Annotated in this window: 18 protein-coding genes; 17 read left to right on the top strand and 1 reads right to left on the bottom strand. The window is 66.7% G+C overall.

The window, feature by feature from the left end:
• The first annotated feature begins 556 nt into the window (after positions 1-556).
• From AC07VH_RS26570 to AC07VH_RS26525, 10 genes are all read left to right on the top strand, one after another.
• Entirely contained in the window at positions 557-1246 is a 690-nt protein-coding gene (locus AC07VH_RS26570) for a LuxR C-terminal-related transcriptional regulator (RefSeq protein WP_494789242.1), read from the top strand.
• 204 nt (positions 1247-1450) lie between these two features.
• Complete coding sequence (locus tag AC07VH_RS26565; protein ID WP_070304077.1) at positions 1451-1624, top strand: Flp family type IVb pilin; 174 nt, start codon at positions 1451-1453, stop codon at positions 1622-1624.
• A gap of 115 nt (positions 1625-1739) precedes the next feature.
• Positions 1740-2300, top strand: a complete 561-nt coding sequence (locus tag AC07VH_RS26560) for an A24 family peptidase (RefSeq protein ID WP_494789241.1) — start codon at positions 1740-1742, stop codon at positions 2298-2300.
• 63 nt (positions 2301-2363) lie between these two features.
• The gene (cpaB, locus tag AC07VH_RS26555; RefSeq protein ID WP_489628230.1) at positions 2364-3191 is read left to right on the top strand and encodes a Flp pilus assembly protein CpaB; all 828 of its coding nucleotides are present in this window, start codon (positions 2364-2366) and stop codon (positions 3189-3191) included.
• A 25-nt stretch (positions 3192-3216) separates the two neighbouring features.
• Positions 3217-4731: a type II and III secretion system protein family protein gene (locus AC07VH_RS26550; RefSeq protein ID WP_494789240.1), complete on the top strand. Its 1515-nt coding sequence runs from the start codon at positions 3217-3219 to the stop codon at positions 4729-4731.
• A 9-nt stretch (positions 4732-4740) separates the two neighbouring features.
• Positions 4741-5013 (top strand): hypothetical protein, encoded by a 273-nt coding sequence (locus AC07VH_RS26545; protein WP_494789239.1) that lies wholly within the window; start codon positions 4741-4743, stop codon positions 5011-5013.
• Between the two features lie 37 nt (positions 5014-5050).
• Entirely contained in the window at positions 5051-6211 is a 1161-nt protein-coding gene (locus AC07VH_RS26540; protein WP_475413668.1) for a CpaE/TadZ family protein, read from the top strand.
• Positions 6212-6274: 63 nt separating this feature from the next.
• Positions 6275-7621, top strand: coding sequence for a TadA family conjugal transfer-associated ATPase (locus AC07VH_RS26535; RefSeq protein WP_494789319.1), 1347 nt, complete (start codon positions 6275-6277; stop codon positions 7619-7621).
• A gap of 6 nt (positions 7622-7627) precedes the next feature.
• Positions 7628-8596 (top strand): type II secretion system F family protein, encoded by a 969-nt coding sequence (locus AC07VH_RS26530; RefSeq protein ID WP_494789238.1) that lies wholly within the window; start codon positions 7628-7630, stop codon positions 8594-8596.
• A 27-nt stretch (positions 8597-8623) separates the two neighbouring features.
• Positions 8624-9556 (top strand): type II secretion system F family protein, encoded by a 933-nt coding sequence (locus AC07VH_RS26525; RefSeq protein WP_494789318.1) that lies wholly within the window; start codon positions 8624-8626, stop codon positions 9554-9556.
• Positions 9557-9629: 73 nt separating this feature from the next.
• Here the strand turns inward: AC07VH_RS26525 and AC07VH_RS26520 are convergent, their stop codons facing one another.
• Entirely contained in the window at positions 9630-10409 is a 780-nt protein-coding gene (locus tag AC07VH_RS26520) for an inositol monophosphatase family protein (protein ID WP_475413728.1), read from the bottom strand.
• A gap of 195 nt (positions 10410-10604) precedes the next feature.
• Here AC07VH_RS26520 and AC07VH_RS26515 point away from each other — a divergent pair, with 195 nt between their 5' ends.
• The 7 genes from AC07VH_RS26515 (at position 10605) to AC07VH_RS26485 (ending at position 20702) form a co-directional block, all read left to right on the top strand.
• Positions 10605-11378, top strand: coding sequence for an RNA methyltransferase (locus tag AC07VH_RS26515; RefSeq protein WP_475413666.1), 774 nt, complete (start codon positions 10605-10607; stop codon positions 11376-11378).
• Positions 11375-12277, top strand: a complete 903-nt coding sequence (locus AC07VH_RS26510; protein WP_494789237.1) for a LysR substrate-binding domain-containing protein — start codon at positions 11375-11377, stop codon at positions 12275-12277. The genes AC07VH_RS26515 and AC07VH_RS26510 overlap by 4 nt, the downstream gene beginning before the upstream one ends.
• A 90-nt stretch (positions 12278-12367) precedes the next feature.
• The gene (locus tag AC07VH_RS26505; RefSeq protein ID WP_494789236.1) at positions 12368-13561 is read left to right on the top strand and encodes an MFS transporter; all 1194 of its coding nucleotides are present in this window, start codon (positions 12368-12370) and stop codon (positions 13559-13561) included.
• A 72-nt stretch (positions 13562-13633) separates the two neighbouring features.
• On the top strand, positions 13634-14161 hold the full coding sequence (locus AC07VH_RS26500) for a hypothetical protein (protein ID WP_494789235.1): 528 nt from the start codon (positions 13634-13636) through the stop codon (positions 14159-14161).
• A gap of 7 nt (positions 14162-14168) precedes the next feature.
• On the top strand, positions 14169-15809 hold the full coding sequence (locus tag AC07VH_RS26495) for a GMC family oxidoreductase (RefSeq protein WP_494789234.1): 1641 nt from the start codon (positions 14169-14171) through the stop codon (positions 15807-15809).
• Positions 15806-16762: an esterase/lipase family protein gene (locus tag AC07VH_RS26490; RefSeq protein WP_494789233.1), complete on the top strand. Its 957-nt coding sequence runs from the start codon at positions 15806-15808 to the stop codon at positions 16760-16762. The genes AC07VH_RS26495 and AC07VH_RS26490 overlap by 4 nt, the downstream gene beginning before the upstream one ends.
• Positions 16763-17063: 301 nt before the next feature.
• Complete coding sequence (locus AC07VH_RS26485; protein ID WP_494789232.1) at positions 17064-20702, top strand: EAL domain-containing protein; 3639 nt, start codon at positions 17064-17066, stop codon at positions 20700-20702.
• The last annotated feature ends 51 nt before the right edge of the window (positions 20703-20753 follow it).

The following is a 20753-nucleotide window of genomic DNA, read 5'->3' as shown; positions in this document are numbered from 1 at the left end:
GAGTAATCCGGTTAAGTGCCGCGATGAAGAATGCCGGGTGGCTGGCATTGCGCCATTTGACTGGCGATTATTCTATATCGATTTTCAATGGCATGGCCGCCATTTAAATTATTACAGGTCAAGATAATCGAAATTAACTGCCTTATTTCAAGTGTGCGGGTCCCGTCCCTACAGGGCCGGGAGTAATATGCGCGGGTATGAAAACAGGCCTGGTGTCAGGATTGTCCTGCGTGCAGGCAAGGACTTGTTGTGCAAGGTGAAGCAATAAACATGCTGCAATGTAAGCAACAGCAGCGGTGGCAGCAGCGATGGCGCGCCGGCGGCCCGCCCGCACTGGCCGCGCTGACCATCCATCGGCACGCGCCCGGCGTGCGGCGACCGCCGGCGTGGGTCACGCACCGCGTTTGCGCGTGCCGGCCCAGCGCCTCTTCCTTCGTGCCCCCATGACTTCCTCCCCTGCGCGCGGCTGCGGAGGCGCGCGCGGACGACGTAGGCAACCCGATTCGGATCAACAACATTCCCCAAAGGGAATGGGCTACACGTTAAGAGGTAAAGCATGTCAACAAAAAATGTCATACGCGTCATGCTGGTGTCGGACCACAAGACCTGGCTGTGGGGCCTGGAGCAGCTGCTCGCCGGCGCCCAGCCGGCAATGCAGGTGGTGGCCAGCGCCACCGAGATCGACGGCGCGCTGCTGCTGGCGCGGACCCTGTGTCCCGACGTCATCGTGCTCGACGCCGATCTGGGCTGCGGCGACGCCTGCGCCATCGATTATCTGCCGCAGCTGCTCGGCAATGGCGTCTCGCGGGCATTGCTGTTTCGCGGCACGCAGGACCAGGCCGCATGCGGGCGCGCCGTGCGCAGCGGCGCGCGCGCGGTGGTGGGCAAGGAGACGCCCGTCAAGCAAATGGTCGACGCCATCGTCCGCCTGCATCAGGGCGAGTTGTGCCTGGATCCGGCGTTGCTCGACAGCATGCTGGGCGTGCTGAACAAGCCGGAAGCGGCGCCCGATCCGGAAGAACAGCGGATCGCCAGGCTGACGCTGAAGGAGCGCAAGATCGTCGCCATGATGGTGGAGGGAAATGGCGCGCTGAACCGCGCGATAGCCCAGCGCGCTTTTATCTCGGAGCAAACCTTGCGCAATCATCTGACATCGATCTACAGCAAGCTCGATGTCACCAACCGCCTGGAATTATATGTGTACGCCACCCGCAACCGGCTGGCCGAGTCCCTGTCTGCGGAATGACAGTACATATGTCCTGATTATAGACAAAAAATTAAGATGGTTTGTACTGCATATAAAATGACTTTTCTCTGATTCGATTTAATGTTTGTTTATATAAAATACACGCATCAGAAATTGGCAAATAAAAACAAGGTGAATGTTTTTATTTTCAGACTGTGTTTTCAGTTTTTATCATGTTTGAAACTTGACCTGAAAGGGAATAATATGAATTGCATTAAAAACTTTATCGCCGAAGAAGATGGCGTGACCGCCATCGAATATGCGCTGATCGCCGCGCTGGTGGCGGCGGCGCTGGTCACGGCCGTCGGCTATTTCACCACCGGCCTCGATGGCGCCTTCAAGGCCATCGGCACCAAGTTGACGGGCGCGGCGATCTAACACCCCTGCCCACCGCGTCGCACCCCGGCAGGCCGGTTGCCCACGCGCCCCGGCCTGCCGGCTCCCGCCCAACGATGCGCATGCCGTCATGCGCTCGGCTTGCATCAGGTACACGATGGACCCTCATTCTTTCTGGACGTTCAGCCCCGCCATAGTCTTGTGGGGGCTGCTGGCCGCCGCTGTCTGGCATGACGCGCGCCGCCGGCGCATTCCCAATCGGCTGGTATTTTCCGGCGCCTTGCTCGGCGTGCTGCTCAACAGCCTGGCCTTGCCCGGGCTGACGCCGGCCGGGCCGTGGCTGGCCTTGGGCGGCCTGGCCGTCGGCCTGGGCTTGCTGCTGCCCATGTATGCGCTGAAGGCGCTGGGCGCGGGCGACGTCAAGCTGATGGCAATGGTGGGCGCCTTTGTCGGTCCGCGCCCCGCCGTGTCTGTCGTGCTGTGCAGCCTGCTTGCTGGCGGCGTGCTGGCGCTGGCCGTCGCCCTGTGCCAGGGCACGCTGCGCCAGACGTTGGCCAATGCCCGGCAATTGCTGTTGCAAGGCTGGCTGCGCGCCGCGGCAGGCGAGGCGCCGCAGGTCGGCGCGCCCGCGCTGCCAAGCGGCAGCCTGCCGTACGCGATCGCCATTGCCGCCGGCACCGCCATCAGCCTGGCCCTGGCGGCCGGCGGCCATGCATGACGCGCCGGGCAGCGATATGGCCGCGTGCGCGCGGAAACCCAAGTTTTACCAAGAGGACAAATCATGAGAAATAGCCGCGTTGCGATCGTGCTGTTGCTGGCGCTGCTGATGGCGGGCGGCGCCGTGCTGGCGGCGGCGCGCTGGATGTCAGGGCAGGGCGCGCCGGCCAGCCAGACGGTAATGGTCGCGCTGGTTGACATCGGCGTGGGCGCGAAGGTGACGCCGGCCATGCTGCGCGGCATGGACTGGCCGGCGGGCGCCCTGCCGCCGGGGGCGTTTGGCGAGGCCGGCGCGCTGGACGGGCGCATCACGCGCAGCGCCGTCAGCAGGGGCGAGCCTGTGCTGGAAAGCAAGCTCGCGCCGCCTGGCGCCACCGGTGGCCTGTCGGCCATCGTCGCTGCCGGCAAGCGCGCCATGACCGTGCGCGTCAACGACGTGGTGGGCGTGGCCGGCTTCGCGCTGCCGGGCAACTTCGTCGACATTCTCGTGCATACGCAGGATGACCGCGCCAGGCCGGCGGGCGGCGGGCCGCTGGCCATTTCGAAGATCGTGCTGGAACGCATCCTGGTGCTGGCCGTGGCGCAGGAATCCGGCCGCGACGACAACAAGCCCAAGGTGGTCAATGCCGTGACCCTGGAGCTGACGCCGGAGCAGGTGGAAAAGCTGGACCTGGCGCGCAGCGTGGGCAGCCTGTCGCTGGTGCTGCGCAACCAGGTCGATCCGGCGCCCGCCGACACGGGCGGCGCCACCAAGGAGTCGCTGCTGGAATTGAAGGCGCCGGCGGCAGCGCCCGTGCGCGCGGCGCGGCGCCCGGCGGCCCCGGCACGCGCTGCCGCGCGCGACAGCGTCACCGTCATCAAGGGCATGGATACCAGCGTCCAGCAATTTTAAATCAGCAGGCAAGCAAGGATGATCGATGAACACATTTCGTAAGCACGCCCCGGGTGCGGGCATGCGCCTGGCCTTGACCCTGGCCTTGGGCGGCGCGGCGGCGGGCCCGGCCTGGCCCGGCGGCGCCGGCGCGGCGGCGCCTTCCCGGCAGGCCGTCATGACGCCCGTCGCGGCGCCGCCCATGTCGCTGGGCGCCGATATCGCCCGCCTGGGCGCGCCGGTGCGCATCGCTGTGGGCAAGTCCACCTTGCGCAGTCTGAGCCTGCCGGTGTCGCAGATCGCCGTCAACGATCCCCGCGTGGCCGGCGCCAGGATGCTGGGCTCGTCCAGCCAGCTGTTCGTCTGGGGCCTGGCCCCGGGCAGCACCAACCTGATCCTGTGGGACCGGCAGCAGCGCCCCGTGATCGTCGATATTGAAGTCGAGATCGACGTCGAGGGCTTGCAGGCGCAGCTGGCCTATGTCTTCCCCAGCGAGCATGCCGTCAAGGCGGGCGCGGCCGGCGGCAGCATCGTGCTGTCGGGGCAGGTCAGCGACAGCGTCAAGGCCAGCCAGATCCTTGAGATGGCGCAAGCCTATGCCCAGCGCGGCGCGGGCGAAGCGGCGGCGCCGGCCGACGGCGCCGCCAGCACTGCCAATGCCGCCGGCGGCGTCAAGGTCATCAATATGCTGACGGTCGCGGCGCCGCAGCAGGTCATGCTGGAAGTGAAGATCGCCGAAGTGTCGAAGACCCTGGTCGACCAGCTGGGCGCGAGCGTGGGCATCAGCGGCACGCGCGGCAACTGGAGCTACGGCCTGCTGTCGAACCTGCTCAGCGGCCACCCCAGCCAGCTGGGCGCCGTCAACGGCAAGAATGGCAACGGTCTCACGCTCGATGCGCAAAAGCGCGACGGCCTGGTCAAGGTGCTGGCCGAACCGAACATCATGGCCATCAGTGGCCAGGAAGCCAGTTTCTTGGCGGGCGGCAAGATTTTCATTCCGGTCGCGCAAGACAGCACCACCAACAAGATCACGCTGGAAGAAAAGGAATTCGGCATTGCCGTCAAGTTCACGCCCACCGTGCTGGAAGGCGGACGCATCAACCTGAAGGTGGCGCCGGAAGTGTCGGAGCTGAACCGCGAAGGCATCGGCATCACCACCGGCGGGGGCGCCGCCGCCAACGCGGTGCTGCCGGCCTTTACCACGCGGCGCACCACCACGACGGTGCAGCTGTTCGACGGCCAGAGTTTTGCCGTCGGCGGCTTGATCAAGAATAACGTGACGACCAATATCAAGGCCTTGCCCTTCCTGGGCGAGATACCCGTGCTGGGCGCGCTGTTCCGCAGCAGCGATTTCCAGACGGACCGCACGGAGCTCGTCTTCATCATCACGCCGCACCTGGTCAAGCCGCTCGATAGTGAAATTGTGTTGCCGACCGACGCCTACGTGGCGCCCAGCCGCGGCGAGTTCTTCTTGCAAGGAAAAATGGAAGGCGCCGCCGCGCCACGGCCGCGGCAGGAAGCGGCCACGCAGACAGCGCCGGCCGGCGCGGACATTCAATAGGAGCCCATCATGCAGCATGCCGTTTTCCTTCCCCTACTGCTGGCCGCCCTGGCCGCCAGCGGCTGCGCCGCCACCCCGAATCTGGACCGCCAGTTCGGCCACAGCGTTGAGCAACTGCGCCAGCGGCAAGTGCTGTCGCCGCAGGCGGGCGCGAACCGCGACCCCGTGGCCGGCATGGACGGCAAGGCCGCCCAGGCCGCCTATGCGGCATACCAGAAAAGCTTTGCCGCGCCCGCGCCGCAAGCGGCCGCCTTCACCATCGGCGTCGGGGCGCGCAAGTGAGCCTGGCACCGTCATCACAGAACCAGCAAGGCCTATCGTGAAAATCGCCATCAATTCCAGGGATGAAAAAACGCTGTCCGCGCTGGGCCAGCTGCTGCGCGGCCGCAACCGGCTCGACGAGATCAGCGCGGGCGGCGAAACGCTCGAACCGTTGCAGGCGGCGCCGTCGCCACCCGACGTGCTGATCTTCGACCGCCCGTCGAACGACGGCGCCGACCTGGCCGCCATCGAGCGCCTCAGCAACCTGCATCCGCGCATGGCCCTCATCGTGCTGTGCCACCAGCAGCCGCCCGAATTCCTGCTGCAGGCCATGCGCGCGGGCGTGCGCGACGTGCTGCCGTTTCCCGCCGCGCCGGCCAGCCTGTATGCGGCGCTCGAACGCATCGAGGAAAAGTTGGAACGGCGCGAGCATGGCCATGGCAAGGTGCTGGCCTTCATCTCGTGCAAGGGCGGCAGCGGCGCCACCTTCATCGCCAGCAACCTCGGTTACGCGCTGGCCGCCGGCGGCCAGCAGCGCGTTGCCCTGATCGACATGAACCTGCATTTTGGCGACGCCTCGCTGTTCGTCTCCGAGCACAAGCCGCTGGCCACGCTGTCGGACGTCACGCGCGACATCCACCGGCTCGATTCCTCGTTCCTGGGATCGAGCATGCTGCACATCCTGCCCAACTACAGCGTGCTGGCCGCGCCCGAGGACCCGGCCCACGCCAGCGAAGTGGCGCCCGAACACATCGACGCCATCATCCGGCAGGCCAGGCGCCAGTACGATTTCATCGTGCTCGACGTGGGCCGCAACCTCGATGCCGTCAGCGTGCGCGCGCTGGACCACGCCGACATGATCTTTCCCGTGCTGCAGGCGACCTTGCCCTACATCCGCGACGGCAAGCGCCTGCTGGGCATGTTCCGCTCGCTCGAATACGCCAGTGACAAGGTGCATATCATCGTCAACCGCCACGACAAGGGCGGCGAGATCCGCCTGCGCGACCTGGAAGCGGCGTATGGCACGGCCGTCTACCGCACGGTGCCGAATCACTACGCCTCGGCGGCCGCCTCGGTCAACCAGGGCGTGCCGATTTTACAGCTCGACAAAGCCAGCCCGATCACCCGCTCGCTGCAGGAATTCGCCGCCAGCCTGGCTGGCGGCGCGGCCGGCACGGCGCGCCAGGGCTGGCTGGGCCGCGTCCTGCGGCGCGCCTGATTCACGCGCTTGATCCACATCATAGAACAGGAGCATTTCATGGCTGGTTCTCCCATCGCCGCCTTGTCCATCCGCGAACGGCTCGGCAGCGCCAAGATCGCCGCGCTCGCGCCGCAACGCATGGCGGCCATCGACAACCGCGGCTACCGCGACCTCAAGCTGCGCATCCATGGGCTGCTGCTCGAACGGGTCGACCTGGAAAGCATGCAGCGCCTGTCGCAGGAGCGCATCCGCGAAGAATTGCGCGCCCTGGTCGAGCGCCTGCTGGACGAGGAGGCGGTGGTCATCAACGAGGCCGAGCGCAGGAGCCTGACGCGCGACATCCAGCACGAGATGCTGGGCTTCGGCCCGCTGGAAACCCTGCTGTCGGACGCCAGCGTGTCGGACATCCTCGTCAACGGCCACCAGCAGGTCTACGTGGAGCGCGGCGGCCGGCTGGAGCTGACCGACGTCTGCTTCGACGATGACGCCCACCTGATGAAGATCATCGACAAGATCGTCTCGCGCGTGGGCCGGCGCATCGACGAATCGAGCCCCATGGTCGATGCGCGCCTGCCCGACGGTTCGCGCGTCAACGCCATCATCCCGCCGCTGGCCATCGACGGCCCCGTGATGTCGATCCGGCGCTTTTCCGTCGATCCGCTGCGCCTGGCCGACCTGGTCGCCTACCGCAGCATGACGGCGGAGATGGCCGAGGTGCTGCAGGGCCTGGGCAAGGCGAAGATGAACATCCTCATTTCCGGCGGCACGGGCAGCGGCAAGACCACCATGCTCAACGTGATTTCCGGCTTTATCGGCAATACCGAACGCATCGTCACGGTGGAAGACGCGGCCGAACTGCAATTACAGCAGCCGCACGTGGTGCGGCTGGAAACGCGGCCCGCGAATATCGAAGGCAAGGGCGAAGTGAGCCAGCGCGCGCTGGTGCGCAATGCGCTGCGCATGCGGCCCGACCGCATCATCCTGGGCGAGGTGCGCGGCGCCGAGGCGCTCGACATGCTGGGCGCCATGAACACGGGCCACGAAGGCTCGATGGCCACCATCCACGCCAACACCCCGCGCGACGCGCTGACGCGGCTGGAAAACATGATCAGCATGGCGGCGGCCAACCTGCCCAGCAAGGCTATCCGGCAGCAGATCAGCTCGGCCGTGTCGGTGGTGGTGCAAGTGTCGCGCCTGATCGACGGCAAGCGCAAGGTGACGTCGATCCAGGAAATCACGGGCATGGAAGGGGAGGTCATCACGATGCAGGAAATCTTCAGTTTCCGGCAGACGGGCGTGGCCGAGGGCGGCGCGGTGGTCGGGCATTTTTCGGCCAGCGGCATCCGCCCGCGCTTTCTCGAGCGCCTGAACAGCTTTGGCATCGGCGTGCCGGCCTCGCTGTTCGAACCCACGGCGGCGGGACGCTGACCCGCCATGCTTTCCTACCTGGTCTATCTGTTGATTTTCCTGGCCGTCCTGCTGCTGGTGGCTGGCGCCTGGCTGGCGTGGCAGGCGGCACGGGGGCCGCGCGCGGCGCGCGTGGCGCGGCGCCTGCAAGCCATGTATACGGCCAGCGATGGCGAACAGGCGCTGTCGATCACCAAGCAGCGCCCGCTGAGCGTCCATCCGTTTCTGCAAGGCGTGCTGGAAGGTTTACCCGGCGCGCGGCGCATCGAGCAGTTGCTGCTGCAGGCGGGCATGCGCTGGCTGGTGGCCGGTTTCCTCGGCTATTGCGCACTCGGCGCGCTGGCCGGCCTGCTGCTGGCCGGCGCGCTGTCCCTGCCCTGGTATGTGCGCCTGGGCCTGGGCGCGGGCGGCGCCATGCTGCCGTATCTGCTGGTGCGCCGCGCCAGGAGCCGGCGGCTGGTGCGCATCGAGCAGCAGTTGCCGGATGCGCTCGACCTGATGGGCCGCGCCATGCGCGCCGGCCATGCCTTTCCCACCGCGCTGAAAATGGTGGGCGAGGAGATGACGGGGCCGCTGGCCGAGGAATTTCGCGCCGTGTTCGACGAAGTCAGTTTCGGCGTCGCGATGGCCGATGCGCTGGGCAACCTGGCCGCGCGCGTGCCCAGCACGGACTTGCGCTATGTCGTCATCGCCGTGCTGATCCAGCGCGAAACGGGCGGCAACCTGACTGAATTGCTGAGCAGCATCAGCGCCATCATCCGCGACCGCCTGAAATTGCTGGGCCATGTGCGCGTGCTGTCGGCCGAAGGGCGCATGTCGGCCTGGGTCCTGGGCCTGCTGCCGTTCGGCGCGGCGCTGATGATGCACGTGATGAATCCGCAGTTTATCGCCGTGCTGTACACGGATGGGGGCGGGCGCAAGATGGTCGGCGTGGCGCTGGGCTTGCTGATGGTTGGCGTGCTCTGCATCAGAAAAATTATCCATATCCGGGTGTGACATGAAAGAAAAAACACGATGAGCGGCATGAGCGCGGCGCAGCTGGCTTTGCTGGGCCTGCTGTTCCTGATCGTTTTCGCGCTGGCCTTGCTGGTGCTGCGCATGGTCGCCGGCAGCGCCGTGCAGGAGCGGCTGCAGGCGCTGGGCGACGCCGGCGCCGCTGGCGATAGTGGGCGCCATGCCAGGCGGCGCTGGCTGGCGCATGCCGTCAGCCTGACGCGCCCGCTGGCCAGGCTGTCGCTGCCCGACGAGGGCTGGGAAAGTTCGCCCATCCGCAGCTGCTTCGTCCATGCCGGCTGGCGCAGCCAGGCCGCGCCCGCGCTGTTTTACGCGGCCAAGACGGCCTTGTCCGTGGGCTTGCCGCTGCTGGCGTACTTCCTGCTGCGCCACGGCGGGCACAATATGCTGTTGTGGCTGGTCGCGGCGGCGGCCCTCGGCTATTACCTGCCCAATCTCTGGCTGTCGCAGTGCCTGAAACAGCGCCAGCGCGAAGTATTCGAGACCTTTCCCGATGCGCTGGACCTGATGACGGTGTGCGTCGAAGCGGGGCTGGCCATGGATGCGGCGCTGGCGCGCGTGGCGCAGGAGATCGGCTTGAAAAGCGCGGTCCTGGCCGAAGAGCTGCAACTGGTGACGCTGGAGCTGCGCGCCGGCAGCGCCAAGGACAAGGCCTTGCGCAACCTGGCCCTGCGCACCGGGGTGGAAGATGTGGACGCGCTGGTGACTCTGCTGATCCAGGCCGAGCGCTTCGGCACGAGCATCGCTGCGTCGCTGCGCGTGCAGTCCGACCAGCTGCGCACCAAGCGGCGCCAGCGCGCCGAGGAAACGGCGGCCAGGATCGCCCTCAAGCTGCTGTTCCCGCTGATCTTTTTTATCTTCCCGTCGCTGATGGTGGTGCTGATGGGACCGGCGTTCCTGCAGATTTACCGCGTGCTGCTGCCGGCCATGCGGGGCGGTTGAGGGCTGGCCAGGGCAAAAAAAAGCTGCCGGAGTTTCCTCCGGCAGCTTTTCTACATCAGGGCGCGCCTGGCGATCAGGCGAATGGCGCCAGCAGGGTGATCATCTGGCCGAAGATCTTCGGGCTGGCGGCGATGACGTCGCCCTTGTACAGGTATTCGGATTCGCCGGAAAATTCACCGACGATGCCGCCCGATTCCGTGATCATCAGGGCGCCGGCGGCGATATCCCAAGGCTTCAAGCCTTTTTCGTAGAAGCCGTCCAGGCGGCCGCAAGCGACGTTGGCCAGGTCCAGCGCGGCCGAGCCGGCACTGCGCACGCCCTGGCTGCGTTCGGCCATGATCTGGTACATCTTCAGGTATTCGTCGAGCGCGCGCGGGCCGGCGCCGTGGCCGGTGCCCAGCATGGCATTCGAGATGCGGTCGAGCTTGGTGACGCGGATGCGTTTTTCGTTCAGGTAGGCGCCGGCGCCCTTGGTGGCCGTAAACAGGTCGTTGCGGACCGGATCGTAGATGACGGCTTGCGTGACGACGCCGCGATGCGCGAGGGCGATCGAGATGCAGTATTGCGGGAAGCCGTGGATAAAGTTGGTGGTGCCATCGATCGGGTCGATGATCCACTGATATTCATTCTCGTCGTGCGAGTTGGCGGAAGCTCCCGATTCCTCGGCCAGGAACGCGTGGTCCGGGTAGGCTTTGGACAGCACCTCGATGATGGCTTGTTCGGCCGCCTGGTCGACGTCGGTGACGAAATCGTTATGTTGTTTTTCCGTGACGACGACGCGGTCGAGGTCAAAAGAGGCGCGATTGATGACGGCGGCGCCGCGGCGGGCGGCTTTGATCGCCGTGTTGAGCATTGGGTGCATGTGAGCTTCCGTTAAAAGCACGCGACCGCCCATGGCCGCCTTGCGGCGCCGGTACGATAGAGTGCAAGAATGAATTAAAGAGCGGAGCGGTGCCGAAGTGGTTAAAATCCCGGCCTGGCGTCAGCGTTTTGTGACTCCGTTTCCCGAAATTTCCTGTATCGATACCGCGCAATAGCGCTATTTTAAATGAATCTGCCCGAAATCAACACGTCTCTTTTCACACGCCTGCGATTTATTCTTGTCGAAACTAGTCGCTCTGGCAACATTGGCGCCGTCGCGCGCGCCATGAAAACGATGGGTTTTTCCGATCTGGTGCTGGTCAATCCCCGCTTTCCCGACGCCTTGACGGATGCGGAAGCGGTGGCCTTCGCCAGCGGCGCGCAGGATATCCTGTCCGGCGCGCGCATCGTCGGCTCGATCGCCGAGGCGCTCGAAGGCTGCAATTACGCGGCGGCCGTATCGGCCCGGCTGCGCGAGTTCTCGCCGCCCGTCACCACCCCGCGCGCCATCGCCGGCCAGCTGGCCGCCGGCACGGACCTGCACGCGGCCGTCATCTTCGGCAACGAGCGCTTCGGTTTGCCCAACGAGATCGTCGAGCAGTGCAATGTGCTGATCAACATTCCCGCCAATCCCGCGTACTCCTCGCTGAACCTGTCGCAGGCGGCGCAGGTCGTCGCCTATGAATGCCGCGTGGCGGCCCTCGATGCGTCGGACGAGGCCCGGGCGGCCAGCCCCGTCGGTTTCCATGGCGACGCGGCCAGCCTGGCGCAGGTCGACGGCATGTATGCGCACCTGGAACAGGCGCTGGTGGCCATCGATTTCCTCGACGCCGACAACCCGAAAAAGCTGATGCCCCGTTTAAAACGCCTGTTTTCGCGCACGGGGCTGGAGACGGAAGAAGTCAATATCCTGCGCGGCATCGCGCGGCATATCCTGGCGGTCGCCAAAAAAGGCCCATGATCGAGACGCGGCTGCTGCGCCAGTTCATCGCCGTCGCCGAGGAACTCAATTTCCGCCGCGCGGCCGAACGGCTGCACATGGCGCAGCCGCCCCTGTCGCAGGCGATCCTGCGCCTGGAAGACGCGCTGGGCTACCCCGTATTCGAGCGCACCAACCGCAAGGTCAGCCTGACCTCGGCGGGGGATGCTTTCCTGGCCACGGCGCGCCAGGTGCTGGCCAGCCTGGAAGAGGGCGTGGCCGCCACGCGCCGGGTGGCCCAAGGCATCGAGGGGCACTTGCGCCTCAGTTTCATCCACATCACGCCCTACGCCCACGTATTGAACGCCTTGCGCGCCTTCCGCGCCGCCTCGCCCGCCGTGCAATTCACCTTGCGCGAAGCGTCGACGCAGCAGCAGGTCGAGTGGCTGGAACGGGGCGAGGTCGATATCGCTGTGCTGCGCGCGCCCGGGCGCGGCACGCCCGGCTTGCGCTTCGAGCGCCTGTCCGGCGAAGACATCGTGATCGCGCTGCCGTCGGACCACCGCTGCGCGGGCCAGGCGCGCGTGGACCTGCTTGACCTGGCCGGTGACGACTTCGTCGCCTCGCCGCGCGAGCTGGGCCAGGGTTTCCACGACCAGCTGGCCAGCCTGTGCCTGCATGCGGGTTTCGTGCCGCGCGTGGTGCAGCAGGCGCGCCGCTTGCAGACGGTGCTGGGGCTGGTGGCGGCAGGCTTCGGCGTGGCCCTGCTGCCGGCCAGCCTGGCGGCGTCCAGGCCTGCCGGCGTCGTCATGCTGCCGCTGGCAAGCAGCGCGCCCGAGGCCTTGCGCCAGCTCGACCTGTACATGGCGTGGGACCCGCGGCGCACGTCTGCCGTGCGCGAGCGGCTGCTGGCGCAGCTGCGGCTGTCCGCTGCTCAATGAGACGTAGATAGTCTCATTTCAAGATAAATAAGATATTTTACAGATGATGGTCCAGGGGCCAGCATGGCGTTTTTGATTGTCGGGAATGCCATGTCCAACGTTTCGCCGCGCAGCCGCGCGCTGCCTCCTTCCATTTATTGGCTGTCCTTGTGCAGCTTTGCCTTCGGCTTGTCTGAATTCATCGCCGCCGGCCTGCTGTCGCCCATGGCGCGCGACTTGCACGCCAGCGCGGCGGCGGCCGGCGGCGCCATCGCCGCGTATGCGCTGGGGGCGGCCATCGGCGCGCCCGTGCTGACGGCCCTGCTGGCGCGCCGGCCCGTGCGCCAGGTGCTGGTGGCCACCATGCTCGTGCTGGCGGCCGGCAGCATGGCCATGGCGGCCGCGCCGGCGCTGGGTGCGCTGCTGGGTGTGCGCTTTGCCGTCGGCCTCGCGCATGGCGTGTTCATGGCCGTCGCCTCGCATGCGGCCACCAGCCTGGTCGACCCGTCCCGCGCGGGACGGGCGCTGTCCATCGTCTGGCTGGGCCTGACCCTGGCGCTGGCCGGCGGCGTGCCGCTGGGGACGTGGCTGGGCGCCGTCTCGTCGTGGCGCTGGGTATTTATGGCCATCGGCGTGCTGGCCCTGTGCGGCGGTGCCGGCTTGCGCTACGCTATGCCGGCCGCGCGCCGGCCGGCCGCCGCCACCTCGGCCCTGGCCAGCCTGCGCGCCATCCTGCAGCCGCCCCTGCTGCTGGCGGCCGGCGTGGCGGCGCTGGTCAGCGTGGCCACCTTCAGCTTTTTCACGTATGTCTCGCCGTTCCTGCTGCAGCTGTGCGGGCTCGATGCGGGCTGGCTCAGTGCCGCCATGCTGTGCTTTGGCGCGTGCGCCATCGGCGGCAACCTGCTGGGCGGCTGGTGCGCGGACCGCCCCCACGCCCTGCGCTGCACCGTGCTTGCCCTGGCCGCGCTGGCGCTCAACCTGCTGGGGTTTTATGCGCTGCGCACGCATCCCCTGGCCATGCTGGCCCTGTGCGGTACCCTGGGCTTGCTGTTCTTTGCCCTCGTGACCCTGTCGACCATGCGGCTGCTACGCCTGGCGCAGCAGCATTGCCCGGGCAGCGACGCGGTGGCGGCGGGCTTGAATATCGCCGCCTTCAATGCGGGCACGGCTGCCGGCGGGGCGCTGGGCGGTGTGCTGATCGTCGCCTTCGGCTTGTCCGGCATCGCCATCGGCGGGGCGCTGGCGGCGCTGCTGGCCATGCTGCTGCTGTGCTTCCAGCCGCGCAAACTAGACGGCCCGCTCTAGTTTTTGCGCGCGGAGCGGCGCTGCCTTTGGCGTACACTGGCCTGCAAAAGGCGGTACAAGACAAGGGGAGACATGGGAATGCGACGCAGATCGTTTTTGAAGCTGGGCGTGTTTGGGGCCTGTGCGCTGGCGGCCGGCGGCGCCGCCTACCGCCTGGTGCGCGGACCGGCGCCGCCGGGGCGCTTCGTGCTTGACGGCGGGGCGCGCGCGGCGCTGGCGGCCATCGTGCCGGCCATGCTGGGCAGCGCGCTGCCGCAGGAAGCCTCCGCGCGGGCCGCGGCGCTCGATGGCGCCATCGCCGGCGTGGACACGGCCATCCATGGCTTGCCCCTGACGGCGCAGCAGGAAGTGCAGGACCTGTTCGGCTTGCTGGCGCTGGCGCCCGCGCGGCGCTTCGTCGCCGGCGTAAAAGGCGGCTGGCCCGGGGCCGACCCGGCCCAGGTGGCCGCCTTTCTGCAATCGTGGCGCACGCACCGCCTGGCCACCCTGCAGACGGCCTACCTGGCGCTGCACGACCTGATCCTCGGCGCCTGGTATGCCGATGCCGCCCAGTGGGCCGCCATCGGCTATCCGGGACCGCTGCCCGAATTGAGCGCATAAGGCATCCATGAGCACATCCCCCATTCCTGATCCCATCGCCGCCGGCCTTGCCGCCGGCTGGAACGTCACCGACGCCAGCACCCTGAGCACCGACCGCACCCTGGAGGCGGACGTCGTCGTCATCGGCAGCGGTGCCGGCGGCGGCGTGACGGCGGAAATCCTCGCGCTGGCCGGCTTGACCGTCCTGATCGTCGAAGAGGGCGGCTTGAAGTCCTCGCAGGACTTCAAGATGCGCGAAGCGGACGCCTATCCCGCGCTGTACCAGGAATCGGCCGCGCGCAAGACGCGCGACAAGGCGATCAATATCCTGCAAGGGCGCACGGTGGGCGGTTCGACCACCGTCAACTGGACCTCGAGTTTTCGCACGCCGCCCGGCACCCTCGATTACTGGCGCCGGCACTTTGGCTTGTCCGGCTATTCGGTGGACGCCATGGCGCCGTGGTTCGCCATGATGGAAAAACGCCTGCACGTGAGCGACTGGGCCGCGCCGCCCAATGAAAACAACGATTTATTGCGCCGTGGCGCCACGGCGCTGGGTATCCCTACGGCCGCCATCCGGCGCAACGTGAACGGCTGCTGGAACCTCGGCTACTGCGGCATGGGCTGCCCGACGAATGCCAAGCAGTCGATGCTGGTGACGACGATTCCGTCGGCGCTGGCGCTGGGCGCCGGCCTGCTCGTGCATGCGCGCGCCGAGCGTTTCATCTTCAAGGGCGAGCGCATCGACAGCCTGCAGGTGACGGCGCTGGACGCGGCCGGGCAGGCGCCCACGGGCGTGCGCCTGACGCTGCGCGCCAAACACTTTGTGCTGGCCGGCGGCGCCATCAATTCGCCGGCCCTGCTGCTGCGCTCGCAGGCGCCCGATCCGCACGGCTTGCTGGGCCGGCGCACCTTCTTGCATCCGACGGTGGTGTCGGCGGGCCTGTTCCCGCAGCGCGTCGACGCCTACGCGGGCGCGCCGCAGACGATTTATTCCGACCATTTCCTGCACACGGCGCCCATCGACGGCCCCATCGGCTACAAGCTCGAGGCGCCGCCTTTGCACCCGCTGCTGATGGCCACCACCATGGGCGGCTTCGGCGACGAGCACGCGCGCACCATGCGCGCATTCCCCCATGCGCATGCCTTGCTGGCCCTGCTGCGCGACGGCTTTCACCATGAGTCGGTCGGCGGCAGCGTCTCCATCGACAGCTTCGGCGCGCCCGTGCTCGACTATCCGCTCACGCCGTTCATCTGGGATGGCGTGCGGCGCGCGCTGCTGTCGATGGCGGAAATCCAGTTCGCCGCCGGCGCCAGGAGCGTGTATCCCGTGCACGAGATGGCCAGTCATTACACCAGCTGGACGCAAGCGAAGCAGGCCATCGGCGCCTTGCCGATGCAGGCGCTGCTCGCCAGGGTTGTCTCGGCCCACGTGATGGGCGGCTGCGCCATGTCGGACGATGCGCGCCTGGGCGTGACGGGCGCCGACGGCCGCTACCACGGCGTGCGCAACCTGTCCGTGCACGACGGCTCGCTGTTTCCCACCTCGATCGGCGCCAATCCGCAACTGACGATCTATGCGCTGGCCGCGCGCCTGGCCAGCGGCCTGGCGCGGGAGCTGACGGGTAAACCCGCGCCCGTTCCCATGCCCGCCTCGGCCACGGCATGATCGCGCGCATCCTCAAGTGGTTGATGCTGCTGCAGGTGCTGGCTGTGCTGGGTCTGGCGTACCTGGCCATGCAGGCGTGGGGCGTCGCTTCCCCTGTGCTGGCCGTGCTGCTGGGGGCCGCCATGCTGCTGGCCGTGCGCGCGCTGATCGTGGCGCGCAATTTCTGGGAAAGCCGGCGTGCCGGCAGCCCCGTGCCGGCGCAACACCAGTTGGGTGCCGGGGGCGCCGCGCGCCTGTTTTTCGGCGAGCTGCGCGCCACCCTGTGGACCTCGTCGTGGGGCATGCTGCGTCCGCGCCTGCATGTGGCCGACAACGTCGCTGGCCAGGGGCCGCCCGTGCTGCTGATCCACGGCTATGTGTGCAACCGCGGCTACTGGACAAAACTGAGCCGGCAGCTGGCGCGGGCCGGCATCGCGCACGACGGCGTCGACCTGGAACCGATAGGCGCCGACATCGAAGAATTCGTGCCGCAGGTCGAGCAAGCCATCGAGGCGCTGTGCGCGCGCACGGGCAGCGACCGCGTGATTCTCGTTGCCCACAGCATGGGCGGCCTGGTGGCGCGCGCCTGGCTGCGCCGCCATGGCGCGGCCCGCGTGGCGCGCATCATCACCATCGGCACGCCGCACCACGGTACGGCGCTGGCCAATCTGGCGGCGGGCGCGAATGCCCGCCAGATGAGCCGCGTCGATGGCGCGCCGGACGCCTGGCTGGCGCAGCTGGCCGCCGGCGAGACGCCGGCGCTGCGCGCGCTGATCACGTCGATGTATTCGCATCACGACAATATCGTCGCGCCGCAAGCGTCCGCGCAGCTGCCCGGCGCGCGCAATCTGCCCTTCGGCGGCATCGGCCACGTGGCGCTGGCCAGCGATGCGCGCGTGCTGCGCCAGCTGCTGGCGGAAATCACTATCAAGGACGAAGTCGCGCAGCCCCCTTCGGCCTCCCATTTCGCCTGAGCCCTGTTGTGTTTTGTCTGCATGGCAAGACTGTCTCTTTTGACTCTGCTGTTGCTCTTGTTTAACAGAGCAAGGCACAGAAAATGCTGTTTTCCACTGGCGTACTGTATTAAGCTAATGCCGGAAGACAGGCGTGGAAATTTGTTCTTGAGGCCGCTTGCCCCGTTCCGCAGACATCCGGTGGCCACCTATTTCTCTGGATATATGGCAAGATGTTGTAGGATTGTTATGTTGGCCGCGCAAGCGGAAAGTTGAACGCAGGCAGAAAATGAGTCCATGCAGTTTTTATTGGGGGCGCTAATTGTCCGCACGTATACTGATTATCGAAGATAACGCCACCAATATGGAATTGATGGTGTACCTGCTGCGTGCCTTCGGGTACACGCCGCTGGCCGCCTACGACGGCGAAGAGGGCGTGCGCATGGCGCGCAGCGAATTGCCGGACTTGATCATCTGCGACGTGCATTTGCCCAAGCTCGATGGCTATGGCGTGGTGGCGGAACTGAAAAAAGACCCGCTGCTGCGCAAGATCCCGGCCCTGGCCGTGACGGCGCTGGCCATGGTGGGCGACCGCGAACGCCTGCTCGAAGCCGGTTTCAACGGCTACATCGGCAAGCCGATCGAGCCCGACCTGTTCGTGGCGGAGCTGGAGTCTTTTTTACCCGGGGCGCCGTCGACGCCAGTTAAAAACGACATAGCCACCATCCTGATCGTCGATGATCATGTGCTGAACCGCGAATTCCTCACCGCGCTGCTGGGCTACGGCGGCCACCGCCTGCTGGAGGCGGCCAATGGCGCCGACGCGCTGGAAATCCTGCGCACCGAGCGGCCGGACCTGATCATCTCCGACATCCTCATGCCGAACATGGACGGCTACGAATTCGTCACGCGCGTGCATGCCGACCCGGCGCTGACCGACGTGCCCATCATCTTTTATACGGCCACCTACCGCGAGCAGGAGGCGATCCTGCTCGCGCAGGCGTGCGGCGTGCGCTGGGTGCTGCCCAAGCCGTCCGACCCGGAAGTCATCGTGCGCACCGTCAACGAGGCGCTGGGACTGATGCCGGCGGTGGTCCAGGTGCCGGCGGCGCCGGAGGCCGGCGGCGGTGCGGCCCTGCCCGCCACGGGCAAGCTGGCCGGCATCGAGCACCAGGTCAGCGGCTACCTCGACGAACTCGAATCGAGCAGCCAGCAGATTTCGCAGCTGGCCAGCCAGCGCGAGGGCCAGGCCGCCCTTCCCGAAGACCTGGGCGTCATGACGGAGCGCCTGTCGCGCTCGCTGTCTAGCCTGCAGGCGGTGAGCCTGCGCCTGACGGCCCTGATCGAGCTCGGCATCGAGCTGGGCGCCGAACGCGATCCGCGCGCCCTGATCGAGGCGGGCTGCAAGGTGGCGCAGAATATCTGCGTCTCCAAGTACGCCTGCATCGGCGTGCTGGAAGAGGGCGCCGAAAAGCTCAGCTATTTTTCCTCGTGCGGCGCCGAGAAAAACCTCGAGCGCATCGCCAGCGCGCCGCGCACGGGCATTTTGAACCGCTTGCTGGAGCAGCGCCAGCCCTACCGGGTCAATGGCTTGAAGGGCGATCCTGGCGCGCTGGGCTTGCCCGACACGCATCCGCCCGTGCATTCCTTCCTGGGCGTGGCCATCGCTTCGCGCGAGCGCAGCCACGGCTGGCTGTACCTGGTCGACAAGCTGGGGGCGAACGAGTTTTCCGAGGTCGACGAGCGCGTCGCCGCCACGGTGGCGGCGCAGATCGCCGTCGCCTACGACAACCTGCTGCTGTACGACGAGATCAAGCGCCACCACGAGCAGCTGACCCTGGACATGGCGGCGCGCATCCGCCTCGATGAAGACTTGCGCCGCTTCCGCCTGGCGATGGACGCCACGGCCGATGCGATTTTCCTCGTCGACCGCGCCGGCATGTGCTTCGTCGACGTCAACCAGACGGCTTGCCGCATGCTCGGTTTCGAGCGCGAGGATTTCCTGCGCGTGGGGCCGGGCCGCGCGCACGAGGGCGAAGCCCAGCTGGAAGAACTGTACAACAAGCTGCTGGCCGGCGACCAGGGCGGCCCGATGACGGAATTGCAGCTGCAGCGCAAGGACGGCTCGCCCCTGTCGGTGGAAGTGCAGCGGCGCACCCTGCGCTCTGGGCAGAGCTGGATCCTGGTGGCCGTGGCGCGCGACATCACCGAGCGCAAGGATGCCGAGCAGCGCCTGATGAAGCTGGCCCATTTCGATACCTTGACGGGCTTGCCGAACCGCGGCCAGTTCTACGCCTCGCTGACCCATTCGCTGGCCCAGGCGGCCGAGCACCAGTGGGCTGTGGCCGTGCTGTTCATGGACATCGACCGCTTCAAGAATATCAACGATACCCTGGGCCACACCATCGGCGACGACCTGCTGCGCCAGTTTTCCAGCCGCCTCGTCGATTGCCTGCGCGTGCGCGATACCATCGGCCGCTTTGGCGGCGATGAATTTGCCACCATCCTGCTGCTGCCCGAAGGCGCCCAGCATGCCGTGGGCGTGGTCGACAAGATCCGCGAGGCGATGCGCAAGCCCTTCGAGCTGCAGGGCCACGAGGTGACGGTGACGGTCAGCATCGGCATTTCCGTGTTCCCCGATGACGCGGCCGATGCGGATACCCTGATCCAATATGCCGACACGGCCATGTACCGCGCCAAGGAAGCGGGGCGCGACGCCTTTCGCTTCTTCACGGCGGAAATGAACGCGCAATCAATGGCGCGGCTGGACATGGAAAATGCCCTGCGGCGCGCCATCGACAACGAGGAATTCGTGCTGTTCTTCCAGCCCAAGGTGAATATCATCTCGGGGCGCATCAGCGGCGCCGAGGCGCTGATCCGCTGGCGCCGTCCCGGCCACGGCATGGTCTCGCCGGCCCTGTTCATCCCCCTGCTGGAAGAGACGGGGCTCATCGTGCGCGTCGGTAACTGGGTGCTCGACGAGGCCTGCAAGAAGATCAGCGAGTGGGGCGCCAGCAGCATCGGCCCCGTGCACCTGTCGGTCAACGTGTCGGGCATCCAGTTCTTCGTCGGCGGTCTGGAAGAAGAGGTGCTCAAGGCCATCCGCAAGCACGATATCGCGCCCGACCTGCTGGAGCTGGAGCTGACGGAAAGTTCGCTGATGTCGAACGCCGAGGAAACCATCGCCGTGCTGCGCAACCTGAAGGCGCTGGGCATCCAGATTTCCATCGATGATTTCGGCACCGGCTATTCCAGCCTGGCCTACCTGAAGCGCTTCCCCATCGACAAGCTGAAGATCGACATCGCCTTCGTGCGCGAAGTGACCAGCAATCCGGACGACGCGGCCATCGTGCTGGCCATCATCAGCATGGCGCACAGCATGAAGCTGGAAGTGATCGCCGAAGGCGTGGAAAACGATGCGCAGCTGGCCTATCTGCGGCGCCACGGCTGCGACGAGATGCAGGGCTATTATTTCAGCCGCCCCGTGCCGCAGGAAGAATTCGAGCAGATGCTGATGAAAGGCAAGCAGCTGCAGGCGCCGCAGGATGATGGCGGCGACGAGCAGCAAACCTTGCTGATCGTCGACGACGACGTCTTCATGCTCGACGTGCTCAGCGACTTCCTGGCGCAGGACGGCTACCGCATCCTGACGGCGCAGACGGCCGCCGAGGGCTTCGATATCCTGGCGCGCCACAAGGTGCAGGTGATCCTGTGCGACCAGTGCATGCCGCTCATGAGCGGCACCGAGTTCATGGAGCGGGTCAAGCACCTGTGTCCCGACACCTTCCGCATCATGCTGTCCGCCTTTGCCGACCTGACGCCCATCATGGCGGCCATCAACCGCGGCGCCGTCGACCGCTTCTATACCAAGCCGTGGAAGGGCGCCGTGCTGCGCGAGAATATCCGCGAAGGCTTCCGCCTGCACAAGCTGCTGCATGGCCCCGTGAAAGCGGCGGCCTAGGCGCTGGCCGCGTGCAAGCGACCGGCCGCCGCGTGCGCTGGCGCACCTTGG

The organism is Janthinobacterium sp. GW821-FHT03C10 (assembly GCF_059420865.1).
Note: the sequence above shows the minus strand (reverse complement) of the source record. Positions and strands in the feature narration are given on the sequence as shown.